Raw genomic sequence first — 19850 nt, forward strand, 5'->3', positions numbered from 1 at the left:
AGGGAGCGCCCACCCCGGGCCCGTCACCCCGCAGGGTGTGGCGGGCCCGCCGGGCCCTCGCCCAGGGTCACAGCAGCACCGGCAGTACCACCGGCTTCACACCCGTCAGAAGTAACAGGAGCGGCGCCGGGGACCGGCTACGCGGGCTTGTGGGCGCTGGCGACCAGGTGGACGCCGACGTAGTCGTCGGAGTCGGCGGCGTGCAGTTCCATCTCCACCAGCCGCGCCATGGACCTCGGGTCACGGGCCAGCATCATCTCCACGGTGGAGGCGGACAGGACCGTGCGCGGCTTGATCCACTCCAGTTCGAGCCCGGCCTCGGTGACCATCTCCGTGACCTGCTCCGCGGTGAAGCAGCGGGTGATCGAACCGTCCGGCCAGGGCACCAGGAGCACGTCGGCGCTGGGCGCGTGGCTCAGTTCCGGCCAGGCGTCCTGTTCGGCCAGCAGCGCCATGCCCAGGACCACCGAGTCCACACAGACCAGCACCCGGCCGCCCGGGCGCAGCACCCGGGCCACCTCGGACATCGACGACTCGGTGGCGAGGTGTCGGGAGAACACCCGGTTGTCAGCGATCACCCCGTCGAACGACTCGGGGCTGAAGGCGCGCAGGAAGGCGGAGTCGCCGACCACGTGCCGAAGGCGCCCGCGCGGTGTGGGACGCGGCACCACCGCCCGGCCGTTCACCAGGGTGAGAGGGCGGCGCATGGCCATGTCCACCGAGGGCAGCAGAGTCACGACGTCATGACCAGCGGCGACGGCGCGTGGGGTGCCCTGGAAGTCGGGGCTGGACAGGTCGAGGAGCCGGGAGGGCCGCTCGGGGAGCCACCGGCTGATCTGCGCCTCCGCGACCGCCCAGTAGAAGCGCCAGTAGTCCGAGAGCCGGTCCGTTGTGGCGAACTGGGCGGCGGGCGATCGGGGGCGGTCGGAGGCCGGAGTCGAGGACGGTCGCACGTGCACTCCTCTCCATCCTTCAGTGTGTCCTACCCGCACTCTGCCATGCCTCACCTTCACCGACGCGGGCAAACGACAAAGTTCGGCGGGAGGGGGACCCGGTCACCACCCGCAGGGGTGGAATCAGGTCGCGGAGGACGTTGTTGTGACCAGCACCGCCCGGGGCGTGGTCCCGGAGGGGGTCCCCGAGGCGGGGACCCGCAGGAACACGGGAGCAGGGAAGGGGATGGGTTCGAGCATGCCGACCGCTGGTGCGTGCCTTGAGCGCGAGGAAACGGCGTTGGCGCCACGCGGCGTCGATGCGCAGGTCGGGGGTGTGGGAACGTATCGTTGGGATACGGACACCCCACCAGGGACCAGCGCGAGGAGGCCGAAGGGCTTGGACCAGAGCCAGGAGACAGCCGGGGAACGGGACGAGCGGTTCGAGAGGGACGTGCTTCCCTTCCTCGACCAGCTCTACTCGGCGGCGCTGCGCATGACACGCAACCCCTCGGACGCCGAGGACCTGGTACAGGAGACCTTCGCCAAGGCGTTCGGTTCCTTCCACCAGTTCAAGGCGGGGACCAACCTGAAGGCGTGGCTGTACCGCATCCTCACGAACACCTTCATCAACTCCTACCGCAAGAAGCAGCGGGAGCCGAAGCAGGCCGGGACCGAGGACGTCGAGGACTGGCAGCTCGCCCAGGCCGCCTCGCACACGGCGGCGGGGCTGAAGTCCGCCGAGGCCGAGGCGCTCGAGCACCTCCCCGACAGCGACGTCAAGCGCGCCCTCCAGGAGCTGCCGGAGGACTTCCGGATCGCGGTCTACCTCGCGGACGTCGAGGGCTTCGCGTACAAGGAGGTCGCCGAGATCATGGGCACCCCCATCGGGACGGTCATGTCCCGGCTGCACAGGGGGCGGCGCCAGCTGCGTTCCCACCTTGAGGAGTACGCGGTGGACCGTGGTTTCCTCCCCGCGACCAGAGCCGCGGAGGCCTCGGCCGTCGCGTCGGGGTCGGCGGCGGGGGGTCGAGGACAGGTGAGCGGGTCGGATCGAGGAGATCGGCAATGAGCGACGGCCACGACAAGTCGGAGACGGACACCCCGTGCAGCGAGGTGCTCGACAAGCTCTACACCTACCTTGACGGCGAGCTGGAGGAGAGCGACTGCCCCGAGGTCAGGGCGCACCTGGACGGGTGCAGCCCCTGCCTGGACGAGTACGGCCTGGAAGAGGCCGTGAAGAAGCTCGTCGCCAAGCACTGCGGTTGCGATCCGGTCCCGCTGGACCTGCGGGACAAGGTCCTCGGCCGGCTGGCCGAGGCCCGCAAGGAGCAGCTGGCCCGCGAGGCCAGGGCGGCCCCCGGGGCGCCCGCCTGACACCGGCCTGAGCCGTCGACGGCCGGGGCCGTCCGGGATGACGGGGTGGCGAAAGCTGGCATTCCAGCTTTCGCCACTTTTGTGTATTCAGGGGTTCTTGTTGGGTTCTGGTGCTTTTTGGGCCATTTGAGTGCTTTTGTAGAAAGAGTGCGACGCATCCCGTTGGGTCCGGGGGGTTTTGGTCATTCGGGTGTCGGGTGGGTGGTTCTCGGGGGGTTCGACACGCCCGATGGGGCGAATCGGTTTTCGGTCGTGACCGAGTCGGAATGAATTTCCTTGAACTTGTGAGAGTCCGTTTCGGATGCTCACAATGGGTAGTCGTGCCTGATGGGGTCCGCTGGCCTCGGTGGCAGGATCCCCCGAGGAATCGGAGGTCCCCAGTGTCGCGCCTGTGGTCTATTGTCACTCTGTGTAGTCATCTGGAATGACTAATTGAATTAGTAATTCCACGCTCCGGAACTTCTCGCTCCGGGGGGTGGCGAGTGTGCCCCCGGTTCGGGTTGGGGGTAATCAGGATGGTGTCGTGGCCCGTTAAACTGGAGGCCTTATCCAACGAATAAGGTAATTTGCGCGGCGTGCCCGGGGGATGAGGGGGTCGCCGCCACGGGGAGAAGGAGGACGACTGATGTTCGTCACCATGTTCGGTTCGATGATGTCCGCCGTTTTGATGGCTTCCACTTTTACCGGATGGTCTTGGTGGTAGAACAGAACCGGTGAAACCATGACAGTCCGGTCGTCGTCGGTGGGGGGTGAACGGGGGTGCGGGCTCTTCCTTGGGGCGCGCGTGTCTACGTCGGGATCATCGTTGTCAGTGCTGTCGCCATCATGCTCGTCGGTCCCTACACGGGGATCGACCTGGGGACCCTGGTACTCATCGCGGTCCTCTTCGTCGTCGCGGAGTCGATAAGCACACACGTCGTCGTCGACGTCAAGGAAGCCGGGATCTCGCCGAGCTCGGCCGTGGCCCTGGCCGCCGTCGTGCTGGTGGGACCGGTCGGCGCGGCCGTGGTCGGTTTCGCCTCCTGCCTGGCGGTCCGCAGACAGGGCCTGGTCAAGCGCGCCTTCAACGGAGCGCAGTTCGCACTGGCGGCCCACGTGGCCGGACACGTCTACCTCCTGCTCGGCGGCACGGTGGGGGTGCCGGGACAGTCCGACTTCCCCGGCATCGTCCTGCCGTACGTCGCGGCGGTCCTGACGCACACGCTGCTCAACTCGGTGCTCATCGGCGTCCTCATGTGGTGCCTGGGCGTCACCCGGCCCGCCGGGGCGGGGCCGCTGCGCTGGCGTCCGCTGGCCGCCCTGGAGGTCGCCTCCGTGGGCTACCAGATGCTGGGCCTGGCGATCGCGGCCATCTGGGGCGCGGTGGGGATCATCGCCCCGCTGCTGGTCCTGCTGCCGCTGTTCATCGCGCGGTGGGTCTTCGGCCAGCAGACCGCCGAGGCGCGGGCGCACGAGGCCACCCTGGCCACGCTGTGCCAGGCCGTGGAGACGAAGGACTACTACACCCGTGGCCACTGCATGCGGGTGGCCCAGGGCTCGGCGATGATCGCCGCCGAGTTGGGTATGCCCGCCGAGCGGGTGCAGAAGATCCGGTACGCGGGGATGCTGCACGACATCGGCAAGCTCGGGGTACCCACCAAGGTGCTCCAGAAGAACGGCAAGCTCACTGACGACGAGTACGCGGCGATCAAGCTGCACCCCACGCGCGGGTACGAGATCGTCCGCGAGATCAGCTTCCTGGACGAGGCGCTCGCGGGCATCCGGCACCACCACGAGCGCCTGGACGGGCGCGGCTACCCGATGGGGCTGGTGGGGATGGAGATCCCCGAGTCCGCTCGGATCATCAGCGTGGCCGACGTCTTCGACTGCCTCACCTCGACGCGCTCCTACCGCAAGGCCTGGTCCGTCGAGGACGCCATCGTCGAGCTCCGGCGCTGCGCGGGCAGCCAGTTCGATCCCCGCATGGTGGAGGCCCTCGTCCGGGCCGTCACCCGTGAGGGTTGGGAGACCCCGGACATCGCGGAACCGCCGGGCGGTTGCTACGGCGCCTCCGTCGACTCCGGGATCGGGGACACGGGCGCGACGGTGCCGGCCGCACCGCCGCGCGACGGTACGGCACCGGTGGCCGAGTCCACGTCGGCGGCCGCGGTGACGGGGGGCCAGGACCGGTGATGACGCAGAAGCAGTCGGACGGGCCGCTCCCCGGGCCCTACCCCGGTGGCCCCGAGGGCGGGGCGTTGGGCCACCAGCGGTCCTGGGGGCCCGCCTGGCGCACCGCGAGACCCTTCCGGGCGGTCCTGGTGGGCGGGGTGGGCGCCGCCTCCCTGGCCTCCCTGGTGTGGACCGCGGCTGCCGGGTTCCACCAGCCCTACGTGGCCCTGGCCTTCTGCCTGGTCATCGCGGGCGGCGAACTGGCCAGGATCACGCTGCCAGGACACCGGGAGTCCGCGCCGATCGCCCTGGCCGGGGCGATCGCCTACGCGTTCCTGCTCAGCCTGGGCGGAGAGGCCAGCCACCACACCGCCTGGCAGGTGGTGGCGGTGGTCGCCCTGGGTGTGGCCCTGGGCGAACTCCCGCACGTGGCTGTGGGGCGCGGCCCACGGCTGGAGGACGTCGCGCGCAGGGTGCTCACCGCGTCGCTGCTCGCCGTCGCCTTCCGGCCCCTGGTGGAGGCCCTGGCCCTGACCGGCCCCTCGGTCGTGGTCGCCCTGATGATGACCGTCCTGGTCGCCCTGGCGTGGTCGCTGGACGTCGTGGTCTCCGCCGTACTGCGCGCCGAGCGGCTGCGCACCCGCCTGGTGGTGGCCATGCGTGACGAGGCCCGGGCACAGGTCGCGACCGGCGGCGCGATCGCCTCCAGCGGAGTGCTGATCGCCCTGGCCTGTACGGTGACCGGCCTGGTGGGGCTGCTGGTCTTCCTCGCGCCGCTGCTGGTCTCCCAGGTGGCCTTCCGCAGGCACGCCGAGGTGCGCCGCACCTACCTGGAGACGGTGCGGGCGCTGTCCCGCGTCACCGAGGTGGGCGGATACGTGGAGAACGGCCACTCGCGGCGCGTCAGCCAGCTCTCCCACGGCATCGCCTGCGAACTGGGTCTGGCCGAGGCGGAGCTGCTGGAACTGGAGTACGCGGCGCTCATGCACGACATCGGCCAGCTCTCCCTTCGTGAACCCATCGCGGGCGGCGCCACCCTGCTGTCCTCGCCGAGGGAGCAGCGGCGGATCGCGGAGCTGGGGTCGGCCATCATCCGGGAGACCGGGGTGCTGGACAACGTCGCGGAGATGGTCCGCCGCCAGTGCGAGCCGCTGGCCGGGGACGGCGATGAGGGTGTGCCCCCGCTGGGCAGCCGCATCATCAAGGTCGCCAACGCCTTCGACGACCTGGTCGGTGAGAACGGTGACGCCGAGCGCCGGGCCGCCGTGGTGGAACGCCTGCGTATGGACACCGGCAGCGAGTACGACCCGCGCGTGGTCGACGCCCTCTCCAGCGTGCTCGCGCGCGGCTGATCCGGTCACCCGGTAAAGGGAGACACCGCTTCGGAGCCCGGGTCACCCGGACCGGGCGGTGCGCCGATGACGGCTGCGCGCCGGGAAGCGATCGCCCACGACGCCCTTCCCATGTGCGGGCGCGAGCCCGGAGCGGCGCCGGGAACGGTGCGTCCGCCAACCGGGCGGAGGGCGTTGACGGCGTCCGAGGCGTCGGCGAGGGGCGGTGCGAGCGGCCGCGGAAGCGTCGGGTGCCACCAGCGGGCTCCGAGGGCCCCGCACCCGGGCGGAGGGGTCCTCGGCCCGGGGGGCGGGAAGGCGCCGGTGAGAGGATGGTCACGGGGGAGCACGTCGGGGCCGCACCGTGCGTGCGCGGATCAGTCCCGGGGCGGGCGCAGGCGGGTGACGAACTTGTAGCGGTCGCCGCGGTAGAGCGAGCGGACCCACTCCACCGGGTGCCCGTCCCCGTCGAAGCTGTGCTGGCAGTGCAGGACCAGGGGCAGTCCCACGTCCACGCCGAGGAGGCGGGCCTCGTTGGGAGTGGCGAGGACGGTCTCGATCGAAGCCTCCGCCTCCGCGAGGGAGACGTCGTAGGCGCTCGCCAGAGCCTCGTAGAGCGACGCGTAGCGGTCCAGCTGCCTCCGGAGTCCGGGAAAGCGTCGCGCGGCCAGGTGGGCCGTCTCGACGGCCATGGGCTCACCGTTGGCCAGCCGGAGCCGTTCGATGCGCAGCACGCGGCCGCCCGAACGGATCGCGAGGAGTTCCGCGAGCTGGTCGTCCGCGTTGATGTAGCTCACGTCCAGGATGCGGGTGGCCGGGTGTAGACCGTGCGCCCGCATCTCCTGCGTGTAGCTGGTCAGCTGGAGGATCTGCGCGACCTTCGGCTTGGCCACGAAGGTGCCCTTGCCCTGGATGCGCAGGAGCCGGCCCTCGACCACCATCTCGGTCAGCGCCTGGCGCACCGTGGTTCGCGAGGTGCCGAACTGGGTGGCCAACGATCGCTCGGGCGGGACCGGGTTCCCCGCCGGCATCGCCTCGATCAGCTCCAGCAACTGCTTCTTGACCTGGTAGTACTTCGGCACTCTGGGGTTGCCGTCCAGTGTGTGCTGACCAGTCATCAGTCTCCTCCGCCGCGTTCCGCGCCCCGCCCGGACGTGGTCGGTGCGGCCGCCTTCCGGCCGTCGATTGGTGTGGACCACTGGTCGAGTGCGTGTCCCTTGAGTATGCACGGCTTCATGGGATGATTTGTGAGTGCCTCACCTCAGCGACCTCATTCGCCGTCACACGTCACTCAAGCAGGCGGACCTGGAGTGGATCCACTCTCTGGTCTCCGACTGGCAGCTCCTGGCCGACCTCTCCTTCGCGGACCTCGTGCTGTGGGTGCGCCTGCGCGAGGACGACGGCTGGACAGCCATCGCGCAGATGCGGCCCACGACCGGCCCGACCGCCTTCCAGGACGACCTGGTGGAGGCGGTGCTCCGGGACGACATGACCGATGTCACGTCCCGGTCCGCGCCCAGGGTGGTCGGCCGCCGGGCCCTGATAGACCGCGCCTGGAGCGAGGGACGGATCTGCCGCGACGGCGACCCCGACTGGTCCGGCGGGGTCCCGGTGCGCGAGGAGACCATTCCGGTCCGCCGCGAGGGCAACCTCATCGCGGTCATCCAGCGCAGCACCAACCTGAGTTCGGCGCGCACGCCCAGCCGTCTGGAGCTCACCTACCTCCAGAGCGCGGGCGACCTCGCCCAGATGATCGCTGAGGGCGCCTTCCCGTTCAGCGAGCAGGGGCCGCTCATGGTCCGCTCGCCGAGGGTCGGTGACGGCCTGCTGCGCCTGGACCAGAACGGCGAGGTGGTCTACGCGAGCCCCAACGCCCTCTCGGCGTATCGGCGCCTGGGCCTGGCGGCCGACCTGGTGGGTGCGCGCCTGGACCGCACCACGCTGGAACTGGCCGCCCAGGGGGAGGCCCGCGACGAGAACCTCACCTACACCGCGAGCGGGCGCGCGCCGCAGGAGGCCGAGGTCGAGGCCCGCGGTGTCACCGTGCAGCTGCGGGCCATACCGCTGGTGATCGACGGGGTGCGGATCGGCGCGCTGGTGATGGTCCGCGACGTCACCGAACTGCGGCGGCGTGAGCGCGAGCTGATGACCAAGGACGCCACCATCCGGGAGATCCACCACCGGGTGAAGAACAACCTCCAGACGGTGGCGGCGCTGCTGCGGCTCCAGTCACGGCGCCTGGACATTCCCGAGGCGCGTGCGGCCCTGGACGAGGCGGTCGGCCGGGTGGGGTCCATCGCGATCGTGCACGAGATGCTCTCGCACACCCCGGACGAGGTGGTGGACTTCGACGACATCGCCGACCGGGTCATGCAGATGGCGGCGGAGGTGTCCTCGACGGGACAGGCGGTGGTGCCCAGACGCGACGGCCACTTCGGCCTGCTGAACGCGCTGGTGGCGACGCCGTTGTCGATGGTGCTGGCCGAACTGGTGCAGAACGCGGTGGAGCACGGCCTGGGCCAGGGCCCTGGTCTGATCGAGGTGCGGGTGTGCCGGTTCGACACCGGGCCGGGCCACCCTGGGCCGAGCAGCCTGGAACTGGCCGTCTTCGACGACGGTGGCGGTCTTCCGGAGGACTTCGACCTGGAGGGGACCACGAGTCTGGGGTTGCAGATCGTGCGAACCCTGATCGTGGGAGAACTCGGCGGGACCCTGGCGATCAAGCCGAAGGATTCCGGCGGTACCGAGGTGGCGATCAGCCTGCCGCTGGAGCACGAGGAGCGGGAGGTTCCCTGAGGGGGCCCGAGAGGCCGGGGGAGCCGCTCCCGGTCCGGGGGCCGCACGGACGTGTGCGATCCCCCGCCGCGCCAACGGGGGTCGTCGGTCGGTCGGGGCCGGTGGTCAGCTGCGGACCATCGGACGCAGCGTGGTGCCACGGCGCTTGATGCGGCGACGTTCCTCCTCGGAGGTGCCACCCCAGACGCCGCCGTCCTGGCCGCTTTCCAGTGCCCACTTCAGACACGCCGAGCTGACCGGGCAGCGCTGACACACCGCCTTGGCCTCCTCGATCTGGTTCAGTGCGGGGCCGTAGTCGCCGATGGGGAAGAAGAGTTCGGGGTCTTCGTCACGGCAGGCTGCGTCATGGCGCCAGTCCATGCGGTCCACTCCTCACAGTGAGGCGATCATTTGTGAAGCTTTTCACGATCGGAATGTGCAAGGGCGCCCGGCGGAGGGGGTCCACCGGAGGTGTCGACAAGGCCGAGGTAAGTGAGGTTTCACCCCACGGCCACGTGGGAAGCGCCCAAATTAACTCGCCCGTAACTCGCGGCGATATCCTGAGCGTGACAGGAACGCGGGGGGCATGCAAGAGTCCCCGAGGCCAAAGGTCCTGTTCGGCGTGTCGGGTGCGTCACAGTCATCGGGAATGGCTGCTTTCGACGTTATTAACAGAAGATTCGTAATGCCTTCGGTACCGAGTGGAAGTTGACCTCTTCACGCTCGCCCAGGTATTCACCGTCGATTTGGAAGGCCCGGGGATGGGACGAGGAGATGCGCAGTGACACCTGGTCGTGCCAGGTCACGTAGCCGTCACCACGTGCGGGAAGGCCCTTGGGGAAGAACATTTGGGAAAGAACCCAGCCAGTCAGCGCGTGCGAGGACTGCGTCAGCGCGAATGCGTCCAGACCCAGCTCGAAACGTGAGGCCGGGGTGGGCTGAAGTGGCAGCGCCCCCGCGTAGGTCCACGGAGTGGTGTTCGTGACCAGCGCGAAATAGACGTCCTCCAGTGACGTTCCGTCGCTGGACACGCTGAGTGACGGATCGCGGATATCGCCCCGGAAGAACAGCTTTACCGCGGTCTCCGCGTACAGCGCGGGGGTGGCCTTCCTGCCGTTGCCGCGTTCCTGCTCCACCTGCTGCACCACATCGGCGTCCCACCCGAAACCGGCGCAGAAAGTGAAGTAACGGTCGTCCTGGTCGCCGGTGATCCGGCCCAGTCCGATCTCCCGCTCACGCCCCGCCCGAATGGCCTCCAGGACGGCACCGGTCGCCTCGACGGGGTCACCGGGGACCCCGAGCGAGCGGATGAACACGTTCGCGCTCCCGCCCGGGATGACGGCGTACCGGGGGCGGGGCAGGTCCTCGGGGGTAGTGAGGAGCCCGTTGACGACCTCGTTCACGGTGCCGTCACCGCCCAGGCTCAACACGAGTTCGTAGCCGTCCGCGGCCGCGCCCCGCGCCAGCTCGCGAGCGTGGTCACGATGGGCGGTCTCGACGGGGGTCACGTCCAGCTCGGAGGCCAGGGCGCCCAGGATCACCTCGCGCGTGCGGGAGGTGGTCGTGGTCGCCTGGGGGTTCACGATGAATAGGGCTCGCACCCGGTCAGTCTAGGCGGTGCGTCGTCCACGAGGGGCGCGGAGTCGGGCCCCACCACGGGGGCTGCCACGCGGGGGCACCGGGTGGGCCGGGCGCGGGAGCGTCTCCGAGGGCGGGCCGGAGAGGGGGACACCGGGAGCGCGTATAGGCTCGTCGGGTGTCTTCGCGTCCCTTCACCATCGTCATCGCCGCCGTGCTGGAGGCCCTGATCGGGCTGGTCGCGGCGTTCGCCGGAATCTACAGCCTGTACACCGCCATCACCGGACGGGCCACCGATCCGGTCTCCTCCGCCATCCCGCTCACCGTGATCGGGGTCGGGGTCGGCGCGCTGCTCGTCTTCGTCGCGTACGGGCTCTGGAACCTGCGCGACTGGGCCCGTACCCCGGTGGTGGTCACCCAGCTCTTCATGGCCGTGGTGGCGTACTACATGTACACGGGGGAGCAGTACGTGATCTGCGCGGTCATGCTCGCCGTGGCCGTCGCCGCGGCGACGGCCGTCCTGTCGCCGCCGACGACCGCGGTGCTGTTCTCCGACACCGAGGGGCGCCGGTAACGGTCACCGCGGCCGTCGGCCGCGCACCGGGTCAGTCGTCCGTGGTGAGCGCCTGACGCAGCTGGGCCAGGGTGCGCGCGAGCAGACGCGACACGTGCATCTGGGAGATCCCGAGCTCCTGGGCGATCTGCGACTGCGTCATGTTCCCGAAGAAGCGCAGCAGCAGGATGCGCTTCTCGCGGGGCGGGAGCTGCTCCAGGAGCGGTTTGAGCGACTCCCGGTACTCCACGCCCTCCAGGGACTCGTCGACGATCCCCAGGGAGTCGGCCACCGCGGGGGCGTCCTCGTCCCCGCTGTCGGGGGCGTCCAACGACACCGTCGAGTAGGCGTTGGCGGACTCCAGGCCCTCCAGCACCTCCTCCTCGGTCATCTGGAGGTGCGTGGCCAGCTCCGCGACGGTGGGCGAGCGCCCCTCGCGCTGGGACAGGTCGCTGACCGCCTTGGTCAGCGAGAGCTTCAGCTCCTGGAGACGGCGCGGTACCCGCACCGCCCAGCCCTTGTCCCGGAAGTGGCGTTTGATCTCGCCGACGATCGTCGGGGTCGCGTAGGTGGAGAACTCCACCCCGCGTTCCAGATCGAACCGGTCGATGGACTTGATCAGCCCGATCGTGGCCACCTGCGTGAGGTCGTCCAGCCACTCGCCCCGGTTGCGGAACCTGCGGGCCAGGTACTCCACCAAGGGCAGGTGGAGCTCGACCAGTTCGTCGCGGATCGCCCTGCGCTCGGGCGCGTCCGCGTCGAGGTCGTTAAGGCGCTCGAACAACTCTCTCGCGCGCGCCCGGTCGGGCACCGCGTGCTCGGTCTTCGCTGTCAGAGCGGGCCCCCTTTCGCTCACGCCGGCTCCAGGGCGCCACGGCGTTTGTACAGGACGATGTAGACGCGGTCGTCCGGACCGACCCCCGCGTCGACATCCCCGGCGAGAGCGGAAAGAACGGTCCAGGCGAAGGTGTCACGTGCGGGCAGGCGTCCGTCCGCCGTCATCACCGAGACCGAGATGCGCATCCCGTCGGGGGTGAGTTCGAATTCCGTGGTCAGTTCTGTGCCGGGCAGCGCCTGGGAGAGGAGCATCGCGCAGGCCTCGTCGACCCCGATCCTCAGGTCCTCGATCTCGTCGAGGGTGAAGTCGAGTCGGGCGGCCAGCCCTGCCGTCGCCGTGCGCAGGACAGACAGGTAAGCGCTGTCGGCTGGCATGTTGACGGTGACAGCGTCGCGTACACCGGTGGCGTCGGCCGTGGGCACAGCGGTTTCTTCGGTCACGTCCCTCCTTCGGGGGGCGAGGTTGCCGCTTGAGAGCAATGTATCTCGTTTCACCCTGCCACTGACGCAGGGCGATGGGATCGTGTCCAGCCCTCACGGGGTGAACACGAGACGAATGGTCCGTCCGGACCCCTTGCGGGAGCCAGTGCGGTCAGCGCGTCGCCGTTCGGGCGACGGACCGTCAACACATCCGTGGGGGGCCAACCCAGGGTACGCGCCGCGCCGGTGGGGCCCGCCGTCGAGACTCACCGGGGCCGTCGGGCGACCAGCCGCTCCACCATTCCCATCAACAGCCGGTCGTGGTGGCCCACCTCGAACCCGACCTCCTCGGCGACCGCGCGAGGCAGTCTGCGCGGGTGTGAGCGCAGACGTTCGCGCAGCCGGAACGGGAAGCGCGTGTACTCGATGTGGTCGACCAGCAGCAGCCGTCCGCCGGGGACCAGGACCCGGTACATCTCGGCCAGGGCGCGCTCCTGGTCGGGGATCGTGCAGAGCGCGAGCGCGCACAGGACGGTGTCGAAGGACTGGTCGGCGAAGGAGAGCCGCTGGGCGTCGCCCTCCACCAGGTGCACCGGGCGTCCCTGCTCCTCGGCCCGCTCCCGGGCCCGCGCGAGCATGGTGGGGCTCAGGTCCACCCCGGTGAGGACGACCTGTGGTGGGTAGAGCTCCAGGTTGATCCCGGTGCCCACCGCCACTTCGAGGGTGCGTCCCCGCGCGCCGCCGCACAGCAGACGACGGGTGCGCCGGACACTCGGCGGTTCCATCCGCGATCCCGCGTCGTAGCCTCCCGCCCTCTTCTCCCACAGCTCGCGAACCTTCTCCGTACGCGCGTCCATGCCTCTCCCCGGGCAGGTGGATGTCACGTGACGACTCTGGAGGCGGGAGCCCCCGGGGTCAAGGGCATCGGGGGTGCTTTCCCGTGAACAGCGAGGGCCCCGCGCTCCGTGGGGAACGCGGGGCCCTCGCGGCGTCGCGGCGGACCGCGGTGGCCGGTGTGTCTATAGCACCTTGGAGAGGAAGGCCTGGGTACGCTCGTGTTGCGGGTTGGTCAGCACCTCGGACGGGGTGCCCGACTCCACGACGACCCCGTCGTCCATGAAGACCAGGGAGTCGCCGACCTCGCGGGCGAAGCCCATCTCGTGGGTGACCACGACCATCGTCATGCCACCCCGGGCGAGGTCGCGCATGACGTCGAGCACCTCGCCGACCAACTCCGGGTCCAGCGCGCTGGTGGGCTCGTCGAACAGCATCAGCGACGGCTCCATCGCCAGCGCGCGGGCGATCGCCACGCGCTGCTGCTGGCCGCCGGAGAGCTGCTCGGGGTAGGCGTCCGCCTTGTCCGGGAGGCCGACCCGCTCGAGGAGCTCCCGGGCGCGTTCGGTGGCCTCGGCGCGCGGCACCTTCTTGACCTGCACCGGGGCCTCGATGACGTTGCCGAGCACGGTCAGGTGCGGGAACAGGTTGAAGCGCTGGAAGACCATCCCGATGTCGCTGCGCTGGGCGGCGATCTCGGTGTCGCGCAGCTCGTACAGGCGTCCGCGCTTCTGCCGGTAGCCCATCAGCTCGCCGTTGACCCACAGACGGCCGGCGGTGAGCTTCTCCAGGTGGTTGACGCAGCGCAGGAACGTGGACTTGCCCGACCCCGAGGGGCCGACCACGCACATGACCTCGCCGCGCTTGACCTGGAGGTCGATGCCCTTGAGGACCTCCAGGCGCCCGAAGCTCTTGTGGACGTTCTCCGCCACCACGAGGGCGTCGGCGGGCAGTTCGGTGCCCTCCGCGGTCTCCACGACGCCCTCCGGCCCGTGGTCACTGGTCTGGTCGGCCATCAGTGCGCCCCTCCCACGATGCGGTCCCGGACCCCGCGTCCGCTCCGGTTGAACCTGCGTTCGATGAAGTACTGGCCCACCATCAGGACGCTGGTGATGGCCAGGTACCACAGACACGCGGCCACCAGCATCGGGAAGATCTGGTAGCTCCGGGTGCCGATCGCCTGGAGCTGGTAGAAGAGCTCGATGGTCACCGGCACGTAGGCGAGCAGCGCCGTGTCCTTGAGCATGGCGATGGTCTCGTTGCCGGTCGGGGGGATCACCACCCGCATCGCCTGCGGCAGCGTGATCCGCCGCATGATCCTGCTCCGGCTCATCCCGAGCGCCTGCGCGGCCTCTGTTTGGCCCTTGTCCACGGACTGGAGGCCGGCGCGGATGATCTCCGCCATGTAGGCGCCCTCGGACAGCGACAGGGCGAGCAGGCCCGCCGTGTAGCCGGTCAGGAGGGTGCGCGCGTCGATCTCGAAGAAGCGGGCGTCGCCCTCCAGGCCCAGCCACGGCATCCAGTAGTTGTCGAACGGCAGCCCGATGTGGATGGTCGAGTACAGGATCGCGAGGTTGCCGAAGAGCACCGCCAGCACGAGCCGGGGCACCCCTCGGAAGAACCACGTGTACATCCAGGAGACCGTGACCAGCACGGGGTTACCGGACAGGCGCATCACCGCGAGGATGATGCCCAGGAGGACGCCGATGACCATCGACAACACGGTCGCGCTCAGCGTGACCCACACGCCCCGGAGCACGGGCTCGGAGAACATGTTGTCGAACATGAACGGCCAGTTGAAGGCGGGGTTCGTGAACAGCATGTGCACGAACATCGCGGCGAGGACCAGGATGATCCCGGCGGCCACCCACCGTTCGGGGTACCGGACGGGGACGGCGGTGATCGGAGCGGCCGAACGGCCCGGGGTCGGTTCCTTCGACCCCGGGCCGCCCACCGGTTCGCTCGGTGAGGTCACAGTCAGACTTTCGCTTGGTTGACGGGAGTGCGGTGCTCTGGGGCGTGTCCGCCGAACAGCCCTAGGCGGCGGGGTTGACCTCGGAGGTCTCCAGGGCGCCGCCCTCGATGCCCCACTCGGCGAGGACCTCCTCGTAGGTGCCGTCCTCAATGATGGCGTTGAAGGCGGCGGCGACGGCCTCGGAGAGCTCCTCCTGCTCCTGGTTGACGACGACGCCGTAGGGGGCGGCGTCGTACTGCTCGCCGATGAACTCCAGCTGCTCACCGGTCTGCTGGAGAGCGTAGAGCGAGGTCGGCAGGTCGGCCAGGGAGGCGTCGTTCAGGCCGGAGACGATGGTCTCGGTGGCCTGGGGCTGGGTCTGGAACTTCTCGATGGTGATGGCGTCCTCGCCCGCCTCGACACAGGCCTCACTGCGGGCCTCGATGTCGTGGTCGTGCGTGGTGCCCGTCTGCACCGCGATGCGCAGGCCGCAGGCGTTGTCGGGGTCGACGCCGTCGGGGTTGCCCGCCGGGGCGAACCACTGGGTGCCGGAGGAGAAGTAGCTGACCATGTTCACGGCCTCCATGCGCTCCTCCGTGATGGTGAAGGAGGAGGCGCCGAGGTCGTAGGTGCCGGTGTCGACGCCGATGATGATCGAGTCGAAGGTGGTGGGCTCCCAGTCGGCCTCCAGGCCGAGCTTGCCCAGCGCGGCCTCGATGAGGTCGACGTTGAAGCCGAGGACGGTCTCGCCGTCCTCGTCCAGGTACTCGCCAGGCGGGTAGGACGCCTCGACGCCGATCGTGACGGCGCCGGCGTCGGCGACAGCGTCGGGCAGGAGCGCGGCGAGCTCCTCGTCGACGGCGACATCGGGGGCGTCCGCCTCGTCGGAGGCTCCGTCACCACCGTTGCCGCAAGCAGCCAGAGCCAGCACGCCGGCCGTCGCCAGGGCGGTGAGGTAGGTCCGGGGCTCGGACAGGGGCTTGCGCAGGGCCATGGTGGGTCTCCTTCAGGGAGCACGGAGTGCCTGGTCGAGGGGTGGGTCCGCTGCGTCGCGGGGCCGACCAGTGGGGACTTGAGGTGGATGAGGTGCCGGTGGGCGACACATCAGTAACGTTCCATTGTGTCGACCCGCGATTTTCCTCCGGTCACCGTTGTGAGAGAATTGCGTAACGGGTTATCCCCGTGAGATGCGGACGCGCAGTACTCGTATAAGAGTCCGGCGAAGACCACCCCTCCCGGCGTACACCCCGGTCATGGCCGACCGGTGCCGACGAGGGCCCCCTGGCACCCTGACGTCTTCGCGCGCGCTCCGTGGCCCACCGTCCACGTCATGGCCGACGCGGACGTACAGCAGACCGAGGGGTTTGAGTAGTGACCACCTTTTCTTCGCGTACCCAGAACACGTCCCCCCTGGACGAGGACCCGGCGTTCGCCATGCACCGCGGCGGCAAGCTGCACGTGACCTCCTCCGTCGACGTGAGCGACCAGGAGGGCCTGTCCCTCGCGTACACCCCCGGTGTCGCCCGCGTCTGCGACGCCATCGCCGAGAACGCCGAACTCGTCGAGACCTACACCTGGAAGAGCAACCTGGTCGCCGTCGTCACCGACGGCACCGCCGTGCTCGGTCTGGGCAACATCGGCCCGGAGGCGTCCCTGCCGGTCATGGAGGGCAAGTCGCTGCTGTTCAAGCAGTTCGCCGACGTCGACTCCATCCCGATCGCCCTCAACTGCACCGACGCCGACGAGATCGTCGAGACCGTCGTGCGGATGTCGCCGTCCTTCGGCGGCGTCAACCTGGAGGACATCTCCGCTCCGCGCTGCTTCGAGATCGAGGCCAAGCTGCGTGAGCGCCTGGACGTCCCGGTCTTCCACGACGACCAGCACGGCACCGCCATCGTGACCGTCGCGGCGCTGCACAACGCGGCCCGCCTCACCGGCCGCACCCTGGCCGACCTGCGAGTGGTCGTCTCCGGGGCGGGGGCCGCCGGGGTCGCCGTCACCAAGATGCTCATCGACGGCGGGATCGGCGACATCGCCGTGGCCGACTCCAAGGGCATCATCCACCAGGGCCGCGAGGGCCTGACCCCGGTCAAGCAGGAGCTGGCCGAGATCAGCAACCGGGCGGGTCTCCAGGGCTCCATCGAGAGCGCGCTCGAGGGCGCCGACGTGTTCGTGGGCCTGTCCGCCGGGGAGGTGCCCGAGTCGGTCGTGGCCACCATGGCCGAGAACGCCATCGTCTTCGCGATGGCCAACCCCAACCCCGAGGTGCACCCGGACGTCGCCCGCAGGTACGCGAGCGTCGTCGCCACCGGGCGCAGCGACTTCCCGAACCAGATCAACAACGTGCTCGCCTTCCCGGGGGTCTTCCGTGGCGCCTTCGACGTCCAGGCCACCGACATCACCGAGAACATGAAGCTGGCCGCCGCCAAGGCGCTGGCCGACCTGGTCGGTGACGACCTCAGCGCCGACTACGTGATCCCCAGCCCCTTCGACGACCGGGTGGTCCCGGCGGTCTCCGCCGCTGTCGCCGCCCAGGCTCGCAAGGACGGCGTCGCCCGCCGTTAGCAGGCACGCGAGGGGGCCCGGAGACCGACCACGGTCTCCGGGCCCCTTGTTTCCCATGAGTTCCCGGAGCTTCTCAACGCTCCTACCGCAGTCCTTGAGGAGCCCCCGCAGGGTTCCCTTCACAGCAGCTCGGCGGGGGAGCCGAACTCCTCGGTGAGCAGGGCGAAAGCCGTGCGCAGGTCGGCCAGGGCGGCGTCCGGGGTGTCCCCCTCACCGTGGGCGGTGACCCCCGCGCGGAGCACGGCGCGGGCGCACCAGATCCCTTCCTCGTCCTGCTCGATCGTGTACGGAACCAACACGGGGTTCCTCCTCCTTCGCCGACCCGCGTGCACGGAGGGGCCCGGAGGACCACGCCCCCGCGCGGTCCTCCGGGCCCCGTGCCGGGCCGGTCTCGGTCAGTCCTTCTTCTGGTCGTCCTCGCCGGTGGCGGTGGACCAGGGGTCCCCGCCGGCGGGCGGCATCGGTCGGGCGTCCGGGGTCTCCGGTTCGGGCTTGGACTCGGGTTCGGGCTCGGGCCGCTCAGCGGTCCCGGACCCGTCGGAGGGCCCGGTGCTCTCGTCGCGGTCGGGCGGCCCCCAGCGGCCCATGTCGCGTCGGATCACCTCGACGGTCTCGTCCAGGATGCGCCGCAGGTCGTTGCTGGCGGACTCGCCCACCTGGCCGGCGCCGCGCACCATGTCACGGACCTTCACCGAGAAGTCGCGCAGGGCGTGCTCGAACTCGGCGCGGTCCTGCGCACCGGGCTTCGCGCCGTCGGAGTCGGAGCGCTCCGAGCCCTCGGACTCGCCGCGACCGCCCCAGGCCGCGCCGAAGGCACCGAACCCCTGGGCGAACCGCTCCCACTCGCGGGCCCACATGCCGTTGTCGCCGCAGTCCCGGTCCTTGTCGTCGGGCTTCTTCCGGTCCTCGCCGCCGGAGCTCTCACGACGCCCCTCGCCCGAGGCGAACTTGAGTTCGTCGCGCAGCGAGCTGATGGTCTCGCGGACGTCCTGCTTCACGGCGCGGGCGATGTCGCGGACCGAGTCGGTGATCTCCTTCTCCAGGTCGTCCAGGTCGCTCTCGCGGGCCCGCAGCTCCGCACGGCCCTTGTCGGTGAGGCTGTAGACCTTGCGGCCGCCCTTCTCCGTGTGCGTGACCAGCCCCTCCTCCTCCAGCCGTGCGAGGCGGGGGTAGATGGTGCCGGGAGAGGGCGAGTACACGCCGAGGAAGCGGTCCCGGAGCAGGCTGATGATCTCGTATCCGTGGCGCGGGCTCTCGTCCAGCAGCTTGAGCAGGTAGAGCCGGAGTCTGCCGTGGCCGAAGATGGTACTCATTCAGGCCCCCTCGGGGATCGCGGCCGGGGCCTCGGGCGCGCGGCGCAGCAGCGCCGTCCGCCCGGACACGGAGTTGACACTGATGGAGGCGGGGTCGACGCCCACGCCGATCTTGCCGGTCAGGGCGGTGCGGGCCGGGGCGCTGCGGCGGTCCAGACCGAAGTCCGAGTCCACCTTGCCGGTGACGGCGCGCAGCTCCACGGTGGCCGAGCTCTCCGAGGGCACCCGCAGGGCCACCTCGCCGGAGACCGTGGTCACCCGGACCCGGGCGGAGGCCGCCAGGTCGGTGTCCACGAGCACGTGGCCGGAGGCGGTCTTGGCGCGCAGCTCCGCCAGGCGACCGCCGGCCACCGCGAGCTGTCCGCTGGCGCTGTTGAAGGAGAGGGTGCCGCCGGGGGAGCGCACCGAGGCGTTGGCGGAGGCGGTGTTGACCTCGGTCTCCCCGGACACGCCGTCCAGGGTGACCTCGCCGGTGGCGGTGCGGACGCGGGTACGGGAGGTCAGCCCGGCGACGACCACCGGGGCCCCGGCCGTGGTGACCTCCACCGGGCAGTCACGGGGGACCCGCAGGTCGACCGTGGCCCGCCGGGAGGCGATGTTGCGGTAGCGGCCCAGCTGGATGGGCTTGAGCCGGTCCAGCAGACCCTGGCCGGTGAGGTCCTGGTAGTGGATGGTGAGGATGCCCGCCTCCTGGGTGACCTCCAGGGGCTCGCCCTCGATCTCGGAGATCTCGAAGGTGACCGGGTCGTCCGTGGGGATGATGTTGACCTGTCCGCTGACGATGCGCACCTTGAGGGCGACGATGCCGTCCAGGGTGTGGGTCATCGGACTGTCGATGGACCAACGTGCCATCGTGAATCCCTTCCGCTCGCTCTCGATGACTTCACGATATGTCGCGTGTTCGCCGAACTCAAGATATGTCGCGGATTTCAGGGTCGTGTCAGGGACGGCTCGGGGTCCGGGTACGGGAACGGCCGAGGGGCCCGGGTCAGTGAAGACCCGGGCCCCTCGGCCGGATGACGCCGCTGGGCGCCGCTCCGTGTGACTACTCCTCGTCCTCGTCGTCCAACCGGGCCAGCCAGGTGGCCAGTCGTTCGACCGGGGTCTCGAACTCGGGGTTGAGGTCGGTGAACACCCGCAGCTGCTCGGCGAGCCAGGCGAAGCTGACCTCCTCCTCGCCGCGGCGGTTCTCCAACTCCTCGATCCCGCGATCGGTGTAGTACATGGAAG

General features: G+C 69.9%; 21 protein-coding genes. 7 read left to right on the plus strand and 14 right to left on the minus strand.

Annotation, left to right across the window (positions count from 1 at the left end):
- Positions 1–137 precede the first annotated feature (137 nt).
- Positions 138–959 carry a class I SAM-dependent methyltransferase gene (locus D452_RS0102180; RefSeq protein ID WP_017542514.1) on the minus strand — a complete coding sequence of 274 codons (822 nt, stop codon included), beginning with the start codon at positions 957–959 and terminating at the stop codon, positions 138–140.
- Positions 960–1332: 373 nt separating this feature from the next.
- Between D452_RS0102180 and D452_RS0102185 the strand changes: the two genes are divergently transcribed.
- From D452_RS0102185 to D452_RS0102200, 4 genes are all read left to right on the plus strand, one after another.
- Entirely contained in the window at positions 1333–2004 is a 672-nt protein-coding gene (locus D452_RS0102185) for a sigma-70 family RNA polymerase sigma factor (protein WP_017542515.1), read from the plus strand.
- The gene (rsrA, locus tag D452_RS0102190; protein ID WP_017542516.1) at positions 2001–2309 is read left to right on the plus strand and encodes a mycothiol system anti-sigma-R factor; all 309 of its coding nucleotides are present in this window, start codon (positions 2001–2003) and stop codon (positions 2307–2309) included. The genes D452_RS0102185 and rsrA overlap by 4 nt, the downstream gene beginning before the upstream one ends.
- A gap of 825 nt (positions 2310–3134) precedes the next feature.
- Positions 3135–4481, plus strand: a complete 1347-nt coding sequence (locus D452_RS0102195; RefSeq protein ID WP_017542517.1) for an HD-GYP domain-containing protein — start codon at positions 3135–3137, stop codon at positions 4479–4481.
- Positions 4481–5812, plus strand: a complete 1332-nt coding sequence (locus D452_RS0102200) for an HD-GYP domain-containing protein (protein ID WP_017542518.1) — start codon at positions 4481–4483, stop codon at positions 5810–5812. Before D452_RS0102195 ends, D452_RS0102200 begins: the two co-directional genes overlap by 1 nt.
- 356 nt (positions 5813–6168) lie before the next feature.
- On the opposite strand, the gene D452_RS0102205 is transcribed toward D452_RS0102200, so the two are convergent.
- Entirely contained in the window at positions 6169–6909 is a 741-nt protein-coding gene (locus D452_RS0102205; RefSeq protein WP_017542519.1) for a GntR family transcriptional regulator, read from the minus strand.
- 133 nt (positions 6910–7042) lie between these two features.
- On the opposite strand from D452_RS0102205, the gene D452_RS0102210 reads away from it, so the two are divergent.
- Positions 7043–8587: a sensor histidine kinase gene (locus D452_RS0102210; protein WP_017542520.1), complete on the plus strand. Its 1545-nt coding sequence runs from the start codon at positions 7043–7045 to the stop codon at positions 8585–8587.
- 105 nt (positions 8588–8692) lie between these two features.
- Here D452_RS0102210 and D452_RS0102215 read toward each other — a convergent pair whose 3' ends face one another.
- Together D452_RS0102215 and D452_RS0102220 are read right to left on the minus strand one after the other, a co-directional pair.
- Positions 8693–8947 (minus strand): WhiB family transcriptional regulator, encoded by a 255-nt coding sequence (locus D452_RS0102215; protein WP_017542521.1) that lies wholly within the window; start codon positions 8945–8947, stop codon positions 8693–8695.
- Between the two features lie 287 nt (positions 8948–9234).
- Entirely contained in the window at positions 9235–10167 is a 933-nt protein-coding gene (locus tag D452_RS0102220) for a diacylglycerol/lipid kinase family protein (protein WP_026128902.1), read from the minus strand.
- A gap of 155 nt (positions 10168–10322) precedes the next feature.
- On the opposite strand from D452_RS0102220, the gene D452_RS0102225 reads away from it, so the two are divergent.
- The gene (locus D452_RS0102225; protein WP_017542523.1) at positions 10323–10718 is read left to right on the plus strand and encodes a hypothetical protein; all 396 of its coding nucleotides are present in this window, start codon (positions 10323–10325) and stop codon (positions 10716–10718) included.
- A 31-nt stretch (positions 10719–10749) separates the two neighbouring features.
- Here D452_RS0102225 and D452_RS0102230 read toward each other — a convergent pair whose 3' ends face one another.
- The 6 genes from D452_RS0102230 to D452_RS0102255 form a co-directional block, all read right to left on the minus strand.
- Positions 10750–11508, minus strand: coding sequence for an RNA polymerase sigma factor SigF (locus D452_RS0102230; RefSeq protein WP_193374200.1), 759 nt, complete (start codon positions 11506–11508; stop codon positions 10750–10752).
- 41 nt (positions 11509–11549) lie between these two features.
- Complete coding sequence (locus D452_RS0102235) at positions 11550–11975, minus strand: ATP-binding protein (protein ID WP_026128903.1); 426 nt, start codon at positions 11973–11975, stop codon at positions 11550–11552.
- A gap of 245 nt (positions 11976–12220) precedes the next feature.
- Positions 12221–12811 carry a class I SAM-dependent methyltransferase gene (locus D452_RS0102240; RefSeq protein WP_017542526.1) on the minus strand — a complete coding sequence of 197 codons (591 nt, stop codon included), beginning with the start codon at positions 12809–12811 and terminating at the stop codon, positions 12221–12223.
- A 162-nt stretch (positions 12812–12973) separates the two neighbouring features.
- Positions 12974–13804 (minus strand): amino acid ABC transporter ATP-binding protein, encoded by an 831-nt coding sequence (locus D452_RS0102245; RefSeq protein WP_017542527.1) that lies wholly within the window; start codon positions 13802–13804, stop codon positions 12974–12976.
- Entirely contained in the window at positions 13804–14763 is a 960-nt protein-coding gene (locus tag D452_RS0102250) for an amino acid ABC transporter permease (protein WP_017542528.1), read from the minus strand. The genes D452_RS0102245 and D452_RS0102250 overlap by 1 nt, the downstream gene beginning before the upstream one ends.
- Before the next feature lie 61 nt (positions 14764–14824).
- The gene (locus D452_RS0102255; RefSeq protein ID WP_017542529.1) at positions 14825–15736 is read right to left on the minus strand and encodes an ABC transporter substrate-binding protein; all 912 of its coding nucleotides are present in this window, start codon (positions 15734–15736) and stop codon (positions 14825–14827) included.
- A gap of 377 nt (positions 15737–16113) precedes the next feature.
- Between D452_RS0102255 and D452_RS0102265 the strand changes: the two genes are divergently transcribed.
- Positions 16114–17307 carry an NAD(P)-dependent malic enzyme gene (locus D452_RS0102265; RefSeq protein ID WP_017542531.1) on the plus strand — a complete coding sequence of 398 codons (1194 nt, stop codon included), beginning with the start codon at positions 16114–16116 and terminating at the stop codon, positions 17305–17307.
- Positions 17308–17426: 119 nt separating this feature from the next.
- Here the strand turns inward: D452_RS0102265 and D452_RS0102270 are convergent, their stop codons facing one another.
- The 4 genes from D452_RS0102270 to D452_RS0102285 form a co-directional block, all read right to left on the minus strand.
- The gene (locus D452_RS0102270) at positions 17427–17606 is read right to left on the minus strand and encodes a hypothetical protein (protein WP_017542532.1); all 180 of its coding nucleotides are present in this window, start codon (positions 17604–17606) and stop codon (positions 17427–17429) included.
- A 96-nt stretch (positions 17607–17702) separates the two neighbouring features.
- Complete coding sequence (locus tag D452_RS0102275; RefSeq protein ID WP_017542533.1) at positions 17703–18620, minus strand: PadR family transcriptional regulator; 918 nt, start codon at positions 18618–18620, stop codon at positions 17703–17705.
- Positions 18621–19472, minus strand: coding sequence for a DUF4097 family beta strand repeat-containing protein (locus D452_RS0102280; RefSeq protein WP_017542534.1), 852 nt, complete (start codon positions 19470–19472; stop codon positions 18621–18623). It abuts the gene before it with no gap.
- Between the two features lie 193 nt (positions 19473–19665).
- Positions 19666–19845 (minus strand): DUF6104 family protein, encoded by a 180-nt coding sequence (locus tag D452_RS0102285; RefSeq protein ID WP_017542535.1) that lies wholly within the window; start codon positions 19843–19845, stop codon positions 19666–19668.
- Positions 19846–19850: the final 5 nt, after the last annotated feature.

It is taken from the genome of Nocardiopsis prasina DSM 43845, from assembly GCF_000341265.1.
Classification (GTDB): domain Bacteria; phylum Actinomycetota; class Actinomycetes; order Streptosporangiales; family Streptosporangiaceae; genus Nocardiopsis; species Nocardiopsis prasina.